The 13,331-nt window shown below is 64.8% G+C and carries 14 protein-coding genes; 6 read left to right on the top strand and 8 right to left on the bottom strand.

Features of this window, described 5'->3' with window-relative positions; translation table 11 throughout:
- A partial coding sequence (locus AC27VE_RS00005) for a TonB-dependent siderophore receptor (RefSeq protein ID WP_488702748.1) occupies positions 1-2,288 on the top strand: 2,288 nt, incomplete at its 5' end.
- A gap of 42 nt (positions 2,289-2,330) precedes the next feature.
- Here AC27VE_RS00005 and AC27VE_RS00010 read toward each other — a convergent pair.
- Positions 2,331-3,248, bottom strand: a complete 918-nt coding sequence (locus AC27VE_RS00010; protein WP_488702749.1) for a DUF808 domain-containing protein — start codon at positions 3,246-3,248, stop codon at positions 2,331-2,333.
- Positions 3,249-3,460: 212 nt separating this feature from the next.
- A complete protein-coding gene (gene ytfE / locus AC27VE_RS00015; RefSeq protein ID WP_088587903.1) occupies positions 3,461-4,132 on the bottom strand; it encodes an iron-sulfur cluster repair protein YtfE in 672 nt (223 codons plus the stop codon).
- A gap of 153 nt (positions 4,133-4,285) precedes the next feature.
- Here ytfE and norR point away from each other — a divergent pair, with 153 nt between their 5' ends.
- Positions 4,286-5,815 carry a nitric oxide reductase transcriptional regulator NorR gene (norR, locus tag AC27VE_RS00020; protein WP_488702750.1) on the top strand — a complete coding sequence of 510 codons (1,530 nt, stop codon included), beginning with the start codon at positions 4,286-4,288 and terminating at the stop codon, positions 5,813-5,815.
- 16 nt (positions 5,816-5,831) lie between these two features.
- On the opposite strand, the gene AC27VE_RS00025 is transcribed toward norR, so the two are convergent.
- The 4 genes from AC27VE_RS00025 to AC27VE_RS00040 form a co-directional block, all read right to left on the bottom strand.
- Positions 5,832-6,188, bottom strand: a complete 357-nt coding sequence (locus AC27VE_RS00025) for a gamma-glutamylcyclotransferase family protein (RefSeq protein WP_088587901.1) — start codon at positions 6,186-6,188, stop codon at positions 5,832-5,834.
- Between the two features lie 106 nt (positions 6,189-6,294).
- Positions 6,295-6,831, bottom strand: a complete 537-nt coding sequence (locus tag AC27VE_RS00030) for a hypothetical protein (protein WP_175216751.1) — start codon at positions 6,829-6,831, stop codon at positions 6,295-6,297.
- 131 nt (positions 6,832-6,962) lie between these two features.
- On the bottom strand, positions 6,963-7,220 hold the full coding sequence (locus AC27VE_RS00035; RefSeq protein WP_081534077.1) for a hypothetical protein: 258 nt from the start codon (positions 7,218-7,220) through the stop codon (positions 6,963-6,965).
- Positions 7,221-7,260: 40 nt separating this feature from the next.
- Complete coding sequence (locus AC27VE_RS00040) at positions 7,261-7,464, bottom strand: cold-shock protein (protein WP_006223700.1); 204 nt, start codon at positions 7,462-7,464, stop codon at positions 7,261-7,263.
- Positions 7,465-7,926: 462 nt separating this feature from the next.
- Here AC27VE_RS00040 and AC27VE_RS00045 point away from each other — a divergent pair, with 462 nt between their 5' ends.
- The 3 genes from AC27VE_RS00045 to AC27VE_RS00055 all read left to right on the top strand — a co-directional run bounded on the left by AC27VE_RS00045 (position 7,927) and on the right by AC27VE_RS00055 (position 10,330).
- The gene (locus AC27VE_RS00045; RefSeq protein WP_088587900.1) at positions 7,927-8,370 is read left to right on the top strand and encodes a hypothetical protein; all 444 of its coding nucleotides are present in this window, start codon (positions 7,927-7,929) and stop codon (positions 8,368-8,370) included.
- 59 nt (positions 8,371-8,429) lie between these two features.
- A complete protein-coding gene (locus AC27VE_RS00050) occupies positions 8,430-9,725 on the top strand; it encodes a hypothetical protein (protein WP_488702751.1) in 1,296 nt (431 codons plus the stop codon).
- Positions 9,726-9,925: 200 nt separating this feature from the next.
- A complete protein-coding gene (locus AC27VE_RS00055) occupies positions 9,926-10,330 on the top strand; it encodes a hypothetical protein (RefSeq protein ID WP_006223697.1) in 405 nt (134 codons plus the stop codon).
- 12 nt (positions 10,331-10,342) lie between these two features.
- On the opposite strand, the gene AC27VE_RS00060 is transcribed toward AC27VE_RS00055, so the two are convergent.
- Both AC27VE_RS00060 and AC27VE_RS00065 read right to left on the bottom strand, forming a co-directional pair.
- Positions 10,343-11,083, bottom strand: a complete 741-nt coding sequence (locus AC27VE_RS00060; protein ID WP_315132623.1) for an SDR family oxidoreductase — start codon at positions 11,081-11,083, stop codon at positions 10,343-10,345.
- A 37-nt stretch (positions 11,084-11,120) separates the two neighbouring features.
- On the bottom strand, positions 11,121-12,461 hold the full coding sequence (locus AC27VE_RS00065) for a CitMHS family transporter (RefSeq protein ID WP_006223695.1): 1,341 nt from the start codon (positions 12,459-12,461) through the stop codon (positions 11,121-11,123).
- A gap of 159 nt (positions 12,462-12,620) precedes the next feature.
- Between AC27VE_RS00065 and AC27VE_RS00070 the strand changes: the two genes are divergently transcribed.
- The gene (locus tag AC27VE_RS00070; protein WP_280025733.1) at positions 12,621-13,331 is read left to right on the top strand and encodes a response regulator transcription factor; all 711 of its coding nucleotides are present in this window, start codon (positions 12,621-12,623) and stop codon (positions 13,329-13,331) included.

Here is a 13,331-nt window from a genome sequence, read left to right on the forward strand (position 1 = left end):
TCGGGCCGGCGCTGTCGCGCTACGCGGGCGAATCGGGCATCAACCTGGCGATCGACCCTGCGCTGGTGGCGGGACGCAGCACCCAGGGGCTGTCGGGCGAATTCGGCGCGCGCGCGGGACTGGACCGCTTGCTGAAGGACTCCGGCCTGGCCGGCCACCCCTCGGGCGCGGACGGCTATGTGCTGCGTCCGGTTGCCGCCGCGGATGCCACCACCCTGTCCGAAGTCACCGTCAGCGCCGATGCGCTGCGCGACGGCAAGACGGAAGACACTCAGTCCTACACGGGATCGACCAGTGCCACCAAGCTGAACCTGTCGCTGCGCGAAACGCCGCAATCCGTCAGCGTCATCACGCGCCAGCAGATGGAAGACCAGGGCCTGAACACCATCCAGGACGTGCTGGGCCAGACCACCGGCATCTCGGTCGACAAGAGCACAGCCACGCAGGAATACACGCAGGTCTATTCGCGCGGCTTCACCGTGGATACCTACCTGTTCGACGGCATCCCCACGTCGAGCCAGCTGGAAGGCATCACCTTCGACACCGCCATCTACGACCGGGTGGAAGTGGTACGCGGCGCCACGGGTCTGGTCAGCGGCACGGGCAGCCCCGCCGCCGCGGTCAACCTGGTTCGCAAGCGCCCCACCCGCGACTTCTCGGGTTCGGTGTCGGCCAGCGCCGGCTCGTGGGACCGCTATCGCGCCGAGGCCGACCTGTCGGGCTCGCTGGTCGAGAACGGCCGCATCCGCGGCCGCATCGTCGCGGCGCATCAGGATTACGGTTCGTTCATCAGCCGCGTGAAACAGCAAAAGGACGTGTTCTACGGCATCGTGGAAGCCGACCTGACCGATTCGACGCTGCTGACCGCAGGCATCACGTATCAGGACGACCGCACGGACAACGCCAGCCGCGGCTTTCCCGCCTTCTTCAGCGACGGTTCGGTCACCGACTTCTCGCGTCGTATGAACGGCGCCGCGGACTGGAGCTACTACAACCGCAAGCAGACCTCCGTCTTCGGCAGCCTGGAACACACGTTCGCCAACGACTGGACCGCCAAGGCCATCGTCAACTACACCCAGAACGATTACGACGCGCTGCAAGGCTATGCGCAAAACGGCTATCCCGACCGGGAGACCGGCGCCGGCGCGGGCCTGTGGCTGGCCAACTGGCATGGACGCCCCAAGCAGACGGCGGTGGACCTGTACGCTACGGGGCCCTTCACGCTGCTGGGCCGCAAGCATGAACTGGTGCTCGGCGTCAGCGCGTCACGCTACGAACAAGGCGGGGCCACCTTCCCCAACTGGCGCTTGCCGGGTTATGACGCGTCGATTCCCGATATCTTCAACTGGAACGGCCATTCGCCCAAGCCCGACTACGCCGGCACGCAAACCGGCAATTCCACGACCCGGGAAGAAGAACTGGGTGTCTACGCCACTGCGCGTCTGCGCCCCACCGACCGTTTTTCGATCATCCTGGGCGGGCGCTACACCGACTGGAAGCGCGATGTCGACAGCGACTATTTCGACGGCACCAGCATCAGCGACAAGCTGCGCGAAAAAGGCAAGATCACTCCGTTCGCCGGCGTGGTCTACGACCTGGACGACAACTGGTCCGTCTATGCCAGCTACACCAGCATCTTCAAGCCGCAGGCCTACCGCGACCGCAACAACAGTTTCCTGCCGCCGCTTGAGGGCGACAACTACGAGCTGGGCGTGAAGGGCGAGTTCTTCAACGGCGCGCTCAACGCCAGCGCGGCCGTCTTCGAACTGAAGCAGGACAACCTGGCCGAGATGGACCCGGACAACATCTGGGTCACCGGCGGCGGTGGCGGCTCCTATGCGTACCGCACGGTGCAGGGGGTCACGTCACGAGGCTTCGAAATGGAAATCTCGGGCGAATTGCAGCCTGGCTGGCAGATGATCGCCGGCTACAGCTACCGCCAATTGAAGGACGGCGACGGCCGCCGCGTCGACACTTGGCAGCCCAACAGCCTGTTCCGGCTCTGGACCACGTACCGGCTGCCGGGGGCATGGCATCCGCTGACCGTGGGCGGCGGCGTCACCTGGCAAAGCAGCATCGCCCAGGCAGACTATGGCCCCAACAACGAGACCTTCAAGCAGGACGCCTACGCGCTGGTCGGCCTGATGGCCCGCTACGACTTCAACCGGCATCTGTCCGCCACGCTGAACGTCAACAACCTGCTGGACAAGAAGTACTACTCGACCGGCTTCGGCGGCTTCTATGGCGATCCGCGCAACGCGATGCTGACGATGAAGTATCGCTTCTGACGCGCCCAGGAAAATGTGGCGCGCCATAGCGGCGCGCCGCATTCAGCCTTTCTTGAACAGCCGCTTCACGGCGCTGACCACGCCCAGCACCACTGCCCCGGCGGCGATGCCGAACAGGGCGTTGAGCAAGGTGGACGTCAGCGCATGGACCACGCCGCCCCCGCCCACCGCGGCGGCGGCCTGCTCCACGGCGGCATGCACAGGCGGGATGCCATGGGTCAGGATGGCGCCGCCCACCATGAACATGGCCGCAGTCCCCACCACCGACAAGGTCTTCATCAGGTAGGGCGCCGCGCCCACGATGCGCTTGCCCAGCCACGCCGTCGCCTGCGACCGCTTCTGGCTCAGGTACAGGCCCAGGTCGTCCAGCTTGACGATGCCGGCCACCAGCCCGTAGACGCCTACCGTCATGGCCACGGCAATGATCGACAGCACCAGCACCTGACGCGTGAAATCGGCGTTCGCCACGGCGTCCAGGCTGATGACGATGATCTCGGCGGACAGGATGAAATCGGTGCGCACCGCGCCTTTGATCTTGTCGCGTTCGAACGCGACCATGTCCACGGACGCGTCTTGCAGGGCTTGCGCGCGCGCAGCGTGATTGCCTTCGGCGGACTCGCCATGCGGCAGGAACTTGTGGGCCAATTTTTCCACGCCTTCGAAGCAGAGAAACGCGCCGCCCAGCATCAGCAGCGGCGTCACGGCCCATGGAAGAAAGGCGCTGATCAAAAGCGCCGACGGCACCAGGATCAGTTTATTGATGAAGGAACCCCGGGCCACCGCCCACACGACCGGCAATTCCCGGTTGACCGGCACGCCGGTCACTTGCTGCGCGTTCAGCGCCAGGTCGTCGCCCAGCACGCCGGCCGTCTTCTTGGCCGCCACTTTGGTCATGACGGAGACGTCATCCAGAATCGTGGCGATGTCATCGAACAATGCGAAGAAACTGCTACCGGCCATCTAGGATCCCCTGAGCCTAAGGTGATCCGAGTGTACAGGCGGCAAGCGCCGCCCGGCTGCAACATGGTTGGCCGTTTTCATTCCTTTTGTGTCGAGATCGGGCTTGGCGCAACCACCGCCCCGTGGATCTGGCCGCGCACGAGGCGCTACGCCGCAGCCTGGACGGGGTGCCGCCCCAGGACCGCTAGGCGGAACCCGGGGCGGCGGGCCGCTTAGTTGCGCGCCGGCGCCGCGGCATCGTCGAACAGGATGTTGTTTTCCAGATGGATATGCGCCATCAGGTCTTCCTTGAACGTGCGGATGCCCAAATAGAGCGCGCGCCAGGTATTGCATGCGGCGCGCGGCAACGTCAGGTCGTGCGTCAGCGCCAGCAGCCGTTCCAGTGCCACGCCATGGTCGTCGTGCTCCATGCGCATCACCATGATCGGCATGGTCGCCATCGCGCCATGGCCGCGGGCCAGCATGGGAAACAGCACCTGCTCTTCTTTCTGCATATGGCTTTCCAGTTCCTGCTGCATCGTGCGCAGGTGGTCCGCCAGGCCGGCCGGGCAATCCGGGCTGTCGGCATGCACCTGCTCGACCTTTAAGGCCAACCGGATCAGCTCGGGCAACTGCTGGCGATGCACGTCGTGATAGCGGGCCAGGATGTGGTCGATCAGTTCAGCGGCCGACGCCTGGCCCCAATCCGTTTCCTGGGGCGGGTTGTGGGACAGCGCGACGAGGCGCGCCTCGATCTGGGTCGGGTCCAGCGACCGTTGGGCCGCTGCCTCGCCCAGGCTTTTCTTGCCGCCACAGCAGAAATCCAGGTCGTATTCGTGGAACACCTGCGTGGCGCCCGGAATGCTGCGGGCCAATTGGCCCAGGGATTGCTCAACCATGCTCATCGCGTCTCTCCAGTGATCTTGACGGGTACTGGGATAGAAGCGAAAAGCGTGCCAGAAAAATCTTGCGTTAAATCAATCATCTGCAAATTACAGGGTAGATAGCACCGTTGCGCGATAGGGTTTTAATCACCCTTGGACGGTAAAATCCACCCCATGCATAACCTCTTGCTTGCCGATCTGGTCGCCGACCTGCCGCCGGCCATCCGCCTGCAACGGCTGGTCTCCAGCCTGCGTGCGCATTTTCGTTGCGGCGCGGTGGCCTTGCTTCAACAGGAAGAAGACCATCTGCGCCCCATCGCAGTGGACGGCCTGACCCAGGACGCGCTGGGCCGGCGCTTTGCCGTGCACCAGCACCCGCGCCTGGCCGCCATCCTGGCCCGGCGCGGCGTCACCTGTTTCCACCACGACAGCACGCTTCCCGATCCCTATGACGGCCTGATCAACGGCATGGCCGGCGAGCCGCTGCCGGTGCACGACTGCATGGGTACCAGCCTGCACGTCGAAGGCAAACCCTGGGGCGTGCTGACGCTGGATGCGCTGGATGTCGGCACCTTCGACGGGCAAGCGCAGTCCGAACTGCGCGACGCCATCGTGCTGGTCGAAGCCGCGCTGCGCACCACACGGCTGGAAACCGAGATCCGCGCCTTGCGCGACGCCCGCGGCCCCGCCCCCGCCGACAGCGTGGCGCCGGACCGGCACGAAATCCTGGGCAACAGTCCGCCCATCGCCCGGCTGCTGCACGAAATCCAGGTGGTGGCCGATTCCGACCTGCCGATCCTGCTGCTAGGCGAAACCGGTGTCGGCAAGGAGTTGTTCGCGCATCGCGTGCACCGCCTGTCGCGCCGCAGCGGCAAGCCGCTGGTGCACGTGAACTGCGCCGCCCTGCCGGAGTCCCTGGCGGAAAGCGAATTGTTCGGCCACGCCAAGGGCGCGTTCTCCGGCGCGGTCACCGACCGGCCCGGGCGCTTCGAAGCGGCCAACGGCGGCACGCTATTCCTGGATGAAGTGGGCGAACTGCCGCTGCTGGTGCAGGCCAAACTGCTGCGCGCGCTGCAGAACGGCGAGATCCAGCGCCTGGGCGACGACCGCCCGCGTACGGTGGACGTGCGCATCGTGGCGGCCACCAACCGCAGTCTGAGCGACTTGGTGCAGGCAGGCGATTTCCGCGCCGACCTCTATCACCGCCTGTCGGTCTACCCCGTTCCGATTCCGCCGCTGCGCGAACGCGGCAATGACGTGCTGCTGCTGGCCGGCCGCTACCTGGAACTGAACCGCGCGCGGCTGGGCCTGCGCAGCCTGCGGCTGTCGGAAGACGCCGAAGAAATGCTGCGTCGCTATTCCTGGCCCGGCAACGTGCGGGAATTGGAACACGTGATCAGCCGGGCCGCCATCAAGGCGGTCAGCCACGGCGCCAACCGCAACGACATCGTCACGCTGGAGACGAGCCTGCTGGACGTGTCGGACCACAACGCGCCGATGCCCGTCACGGAAGCGCTGGCGCCCGATGACGTGCCGGCCGCCGGCCTGCCGTCATTGCGCGACACGGTGGACGCCTGCCAACGCCAGGCGATCCGCCGGGCGCTGCAAGCGCACGACGGCAACTGGGCCCATGCCGCGCGCGCCCTGGACGTGGACCCCAGCAACCTGCACAAGCTGGCGCGGCGCCTGGGGCTGAAGCAATAAGGCGGAAGACGGCGCATCAGGCCTTGATGTACACCCAGGCGTGCACGCCGGATTTCAGCAACACCGATACGCGCTTGTAGTCCGCGACTTCATAGCTGTCGGCGGCGTGCAGTTCTTTCTGGCTGATCTCGAACACCGTGCCGTGGACTTCGTCCTTCGGGTCGTAGCTGGCGTACACGATGGGGTGCTCGGCCTTGCCGCTGGTCTTCAGGACCTCCGGGTCGGTAATGGCCACCCAGTGCTGGACATATCCCGTCATCGCATCGGGCCGCCCGGTCAGCTCGCGGCCGAAATTGGCCAACTGCACCGCCTTGTCCTGCAACGTCCCGTACGAGAAAAGCAGTATCGACGTTTCGTGGGAGTCATTCACCATCGTTCCTTCAGGGAAAAATCGTGGGGAAATGACTTTACACCAGTGCGTCCACGATGCATCCGAAAGGTCGACGCGCTGCGCTGAACAGGCGTCGGCCCGTATTGCCTTACACCCAGGAAGCCGGCCAGCGCGCCAGCCGCGTCACCAGGCCTTGCACGTCTTCGTATACGGCAAGCACCCCGCGCTTGTTGCGCAGGACGACGACACGTTTTCCTTCGAATTCGTTGATGTGGCTATAGTGCGCCGGTTCTTCAGCGCCACCGTCCTGCTTATAAGCCGTCTTGGCGCGGTCGACAAAATCGTCATCGTCGCGCTCCACGCGCGTGATGCCCGGCCGCATGCGCACGGGCGGCATGTCCCCGGGCCGGCCGCTGCCGCCGTCCGCCATGAAACGCGCAATCCGCATCTTCACTTGCGGGGGATTGAAGTCGGCTTGCGCCATGCCAAGGGCCAGGATGCGTTGCCGCGCGTCTTGCGGAAGTTCCTGCCACTGGTTCAGCACAGAGGCGCCAAGAAAAGCCAGGATGCGCTGCTCGGCGTCGTCCAGTTGCTCAAGCGCGAATGACGTGGCCAACGCGGAAAAACGCGCGCCGCCTTCATCGTCCCATCGCGCCCTGCCTGCCCTGCCGGTTGAATTCGACATGCGATTCTCCTGGGCATGCGGGGTAAAAGCACCAACGGCAGGATCAAACGACGCCGCTGGAAAATAAAAGGCCGCCCGTGGAATTCAGGGCGGCCCGGTCAGGCATATGCGCAGCGCGATGCTGCCGGACATCAAACTGGCCTGGCATGTGCGTCAACCACGAGCCTGCCATGATTGATCGCGGCATCCACCGCCATTCCCGGGCTGGAAACGAATCCACCCGATTCGAACAACGGTACGGCATGATGTTCGTTGAGCTTGTCCTGATCTGCCGCAAGTTCCACCGCAACCGTTGCGGTGAAGGCGGGCCGGCCACTGCCCCCGACTGAAATCCGGGAAACACTAGCGGTGAGCCGATAGCCCTTGTAGACCATATTGTTGTGAAACATGAAACCCCCTATTTGATCAAAAGGCCGCAAGGGCCTTCATTCACAAAGCGCGGATTTGCGTGGCGTGCGGGCCTTTGGCGCCCTGCGCGGTGACATAGCTGACGCGCTGGTTTTCCAGCAGCACCTTATGCCCGTCGCTCACGATTTCCGAGAAATGCGCAAACAAATCCTTGCCGCCGTTCTCGGGCATGATGAAGCCAAATCCTTTGGCGTCGTTGAACCACTTGACGATTCCGGTTTCCATAATCTCTTTCCTTTAAATGCGGGCACCGCCCGCGAAATGAGCCTGTCAAGGAAAGGACTGCGAACAATGAAGCGCCCCCAAGGGTGCAAGACCGGACGAAAATCACGATGCTCGAAAAGCTTCAAGTCCACTATGGGTGCAGGGGTTCTTAAAGTCAATCGGCGTTTCCGATTACCACCAAATAGTTATTACGGTTCCAATTGGCGGTAATTTGGCCCGAAAAAAACGCGCCTGCATGTCTGCATGCCCCTTATTGTTTGCCTATTGCGTAACCAACCCTGCTTTTAACTACGCGCGCGAGGTAAAGCGCGTATGCTGGTGCGATGGTGCTTGAACGTGCGTTACCTTCGCCGTATCGCCATACAGGAGTATGGTCATGCCCATTCAACGTAATAACCTCTCGCAGTCCCTTCCAATGTCACGCGTCGCGTCAATGGCGTCCGCGCCGATCGCAGAATACGCGTGAGCGCATTCAGAAGGTCGATCGCAAAATTCGCAAACGCCTGCGTCAAACTGCTTCCGCCCGCATCCATGCCGCCTCGCGGCAACAGCGGCGAGCCCAAGCGTGAAGCACAGCGCGAACACGCAGCCATCTCGTCGCCCTGGCGCATCTACCGCATCTACGCCCGGCCCGGGCATCTGCTGATGCGCAATGAACAAGGTCGCATCCTGGACCTGGGCGTCATGAAAGGCGCGGAACCCAACCTGACGTACCGGCTGTTCGCGCGGGACCTCCAAGGCAAGGGCTTCGCCACGCGCACCTTGCTGCTGGACGACATCGCCCGCCGCATCGAAGCGGGCGAAATCGGCAAGGAACTGTTGAACCTGCCCGACTGGGATCAGTCTCTTGGTGCAGACCTGGACCGCGGCACGCATACGGATGTGTCGATGAAACTGGGGCGGTAAGGCGCCTGCCTGGCCCGCATGGGATATGCTTTTGGCCTGAAAATTATCAGGGCCCGCCCATGCAAGACCCCACTGCCATTCTGGATGCTTTCGAACGCCTGGGTTGGAAGAACAACGACCCCATGGCGCAAACGCTGCAACTGCAGCGTGAAGACCCCAAGGCGTTGGGCGATCTGGTCGCGCTGGCGCTGGACCGGTCGCTTGATAACGCCACGTTCATCGACGCCGCGCTCGACTTGATGGACGACGACACGTACGTGGCCACGGTCAGCCTGGCCTGGCAGCGCGCGATGCAAGGGGACCGGTCGGACCTTCTGTCTGCCGTGCTGGATTCCGCCGCCCTGCAATACCCTCATGTCTTCGCGGGCAACTGGGAACCGTTGCTGGCCGCTGCGCACGCGGGCGAAGGCGGTCCGGAATATCTGGATGGCCAGGCCTGGCGCGCGTTGGACGCCGCGACATTGGAAGCCTGGGGCGCCGCGCTTGAGCACGACACCACCGAAGGAACGCTGGGCCGCGCACGCGCCATTGCCTTGCTGCGGTCGCGCCGGCCCGATGCCGTGCTGCACGCGTTGGCGCGCCTGTTCCCCGATGCCTCGGATCCCGCTGCTGCGTCCTGGCTGATGCTTGCCGGCTACACCCGGCACGCCGACGGCCTGCGCTCGCTGCACACGGAACGGCCCCTGCATATCGGCTTCAACGCCGCGCAGCGCAAGCGGATGCTCGCCGATCAACCCGCCTGGCGGCGCGACATCCACAGGGCCCATCCCACCTGGAACGCGGGCATGCCGCCCGTCACGCATGCGCGCATGGGCGGCGAGCTTGCCAGCACCTGCGGACTTTGCCATGCGCCCTTGCATCGCTTGCTGTCCCTGCCCGAACCCGCCCGCGCGGGCATCGACAGCGACAACCCGATCGAATTCGCGACATGCCTGTCCTGCCAGGGTTGGGAGAGCGACGGCGCGCTGTTTTACCGGCACGATGCCGATGGCGTCGCCAGCGCGCATCCGGCCCAGCAGCGGGACGCTCCGTCGACACCCGACTTCGTCGCCGGCGCCTTGCTGGACGCCGAGGTCCAGCTCTTTACCGCGCCCGCCCGTTGGACCTGCCAGGACTGGGGCGAATCGAACGGCCGCCAGAATCTCAGCCGCGTCGGCGGCGCGCCCAGTTGGGTGCAATCCGCCGACTACCCCGCCTGCCCCGACTGCCAGCGGGACATGGCTGCCGTCATGCAGCTGGATTCCGGGTTGCCCCAGGCCGACGGCGGCGAATGGCTATGGGGCAGCGGGGGCTGCAATTACACGTTCTGGTGCTCGGGCTGCCGCGTGAGCGGGCAGCTGTGGCAATGCACGTAGCCTGCGGTTTTCCCCAACGCTTGCGCACACGGAGGCCTTTGGCTGGTCGCACCGTCTGATAAATCACAAGCGCGCGCTGCCGGAGAGAGCCGGTCCGGATACATCGCCCACCTGGCGTTGACGCACTAATCCCGCCAAAGATCGGATAAGGTGTCGCCCTGCATCTCGCGCCCCATCAACCCCTGCAAGAATTCTGCACTATGACGTCTTCCGCTCCTTCCCCCTACCCCGCCGCCATCGATCCCGACCAGGTCGGCGAATACCCCGCCCTGACGAAGTCCGGCGGCGGGTATTTCTATGACGACGTGCTGGAGTACCGCGTGTGGGTGCACCCGCATGCGGGCGGCGAAGACTTGCACGACGGCGACGACTATTACTACGCGTTCGCTACCTTCGAGGACGCGGCAGAATGCGCGAACGAGACGCCGGGCGCGGAGCAGCCGCTGGTGCTGGTCCGGCAGTTTGAATCGATCAACGAACCCACCCCGGGCGTCTTCGAGCATTTCACCGAAGCGCGGATCACCGAATGGCGCGTGGAGTGGCTGGCCGACAGCAAGCGCACCGCCACGTCCATCCCGGATTTCCTGAACCGCCGCGCGCACTAGGCGCGCCGGCCGTCAGCTCATGTATACGCCGCCGTTGATCGCGTAGTTGGCGCCCGTCACGAACGCCGCTTCGTCGGACGCCAGCCAGGCGCACAGCCCGGCCAGGTCGCGGGCGGTGCCCAGCCGTCCGACGGGCACGCTTTCGATGATGCGGTCCAGCAGCGCGGGCGGGAAGGCCTTGACGGTATCGTCGGCAATGAAGCCCGGCGACACCAGGTTCACCGTCACGCCGCGCGCCGCCACTTCCTGCGCCAGCGACCGTGTGAAGCCGATCACCGCGCCCTTGGCCGTGGCGTAATTGATCTGGCCGATCTGGCCTTTTTCCGCCGCCACGGACCCGATGTTGATGATGCGCCCCCAGCCGCGGTCGGCCATGCTGTCGACCACCTGCTTGGTGCTGTTGAACAAGGTGTCCAGGTTGCTGCGCAGCACGGCCGACCAGTCCGCATACGCCATCTGGCGAAAACGCATGTCCAGCATCGAGCCTGCGTTGTTGACCAGCACGTCGATCTCGCCCACTTCGCGGCGGACCTTGGCGAACGCGGCCTCGGTCGAGGCCCAATCGGTCGCGTCGCCTTCCGAGGCGATGAAGTCGTAGCCCAGGGACTTCTGTTCCTTCAGCCAGCCGTCACGGCGCGACGAGCGCGGGCCGCAGCCGGCCACCACGCGGTGTCCGGCATGATGCAGCGCCTGGCAGATCGCGGTGCCCGTGTGGCCCATTCCACTGGTGACGTAAGCAATACGCAAAGCCATGAACGTTCCTTTATGAAAGTGCGGCAGGCGCCGCGGATCAAGCGACCCCGCCCACCAGGGGGAAGAGGCCGAACGCGAGGGCGGCCGCCAGCATCACCATGCAGACCATCGTGGCCCACTTCAGCGAATAGCGCTGGTGGTCGCCGAATTCCACGCCGGCCAGGCCGACCAGCAGGTAGGTCGACGGCACCAGAGGGCTCAGCAGATGCACCGGCTGGCCGATGAGCGATGCGCGCGCCATTTCCACTGGCGAAATCCCATAGCCCTGGGCGGCTTCGCTCAGGATCGGCAACACGCCGAAGTAGAAGGCGTCGTTCGACATGAAGAACGTGAACGGCAGGCTGACCAGCGCGGTGATGCCGGCCAAATACGGCCCCATGGCATCCGGAATCACGGCCAGCAGGCTGCGCGACATGGCTTCCACCATGCCCGTGCCCGACAGGATGCCCGTGAAGATGCCGGCGGCGAAGATCAGCGACACCACCGACAGCACGTTGCCCGCATGCTGGGCGACGCGGCGGCGCTGCTCGGCCAGGTTCGGATAGTTGATGATCAGCGCCACCGCAAAGGCGATCATGAACAACACCGGCAGCGGCAGGATGCCCATCACCAGGCTGACCATCAGCGCCAGCGTCAGGCCCGCGTTCACCCACAACAGTTTGGGGCGGCGCAGGTCGTGGTCGACTTCGATCTCGGGCAGGTTCTTGGGGCCGTCTTCGTCGTAGCCGGCATGCAGCGACGCGCCAGCCGGCAGCGACAGCACGCCCAGGCGGCGGCGCTCACGCAGGCCCAGGAAGAACGCCAGGACCAGGATCGAGACAATCGCCACGCCCATCACCGGCACCAGCGGCACGAAGATGTCGCCCGCGTCCACGTGCAGGGCGCTGGCGGCGCGAGCCGTCGGCCCGCCCCACGGCGTCAGGTTCATCACGCCGCTGGCCAGCATCGCCAGGCAGGTCATGGACAGCGCGTTCATCTTCAGGCGACGGTACAGCGGCAGCATCGAGGCCACCACGATCATGTAGGTGGTGGAGCCGTCGCCGTCCAGCGAGATCACCAGGGCCAGCACGGTGGTGCCGACCACGATTTTCAAGGGATCGCCCTTCACCGCGCGCAGGATGCGGCCCACGATGGGGTCGAACAGGCCGGCGTCGATCATCACCCCGAAATACAGGATGGCGAACATCAGCATCACGCCCGTGGGCGCAATCTTGCGGATCCCGTCCAGCATCATCTTGTCGATGCCGGCGCCGAAGCCGCCCAGCAACGCAAAAATAATGGGGACGAGGATAAGGGCGACCAACGGCGACAGGCGCTTGGTCATGATCAGCGTCATGAACGTGATCACCATGCCGAAGCCAAGCAGGGTCAGAAGCATGAGGGGTATCTCCGACTAGTCGTTGTTATGTGTGGCACTGCCTCCGGCGGGGGAAGCAGGTGCAGAAGACTAGGAAGAAAAGCTGTCTGGAACCTGTCGTTTTTTTGTAAGCAAGCCCGCAAGACCGGGGGTAAAGCCGACGGCACTACAATCGGGCCCATGCGCATCCTGGTAATCGAAGACGACGAGGATCTGGCCGACGCCATCGTCCGCCGGCTGCGCCGTCTCGGCCATGCCGTGGACCTGCAGAACGACGGTCTCAGCGCCGACGGCGTCCTCCAATACGAGACCTTCGATCTGGTCATCCTGGACATCGGGCTGCCCCGCATGTCGGGCTTCGACATCCTGCATCGGCTGCGCGACCGCGGCAGCAAGACGCCGGTGCTGGCGCTGACCGCCCGCATCGACATCGAGGACCGTGTCCATGCCCTGGATACCGGCGCCGACGACTACCTGGCCAAACCCTTCGACTTCCGCGAACTTGAAGCCCGCTGCCGCGCCCTGCTGCGCCGGCCCATCGCCCAGGCCACGGGCGTGCAGCGCTTCGGCGACCTGACCATCGACAGCGCCGCCCGCCAGGTGACCCTGGCCGGCCAACGCATCGACCTGCCCAAGCGCGAATACAGCCTGCTGGAAATCCTGCTGGCCGGCATGAACCGCGCCGTCAGCAAATCGGAAATCGCCAACAAGCTGTTCGCCTTCGACGACGATGCCGCCCCCAACGCCATCGAGGTCTATATCGCCCGCCTGCGCCGCAAGCTGGAAGGATCGCCGCTGCGCATCGAAACGCAGCGCGGCACCGGCTATCTGCTGACCGCGGCCGACGACTCGGGCCGTAGCACCGCAGCGCCCGACACGCCGCAGGACTAA

The sequence above is a fragment of the Achromobacter sp. 18P8.1.1 genome (assembly GCF_057799415.1).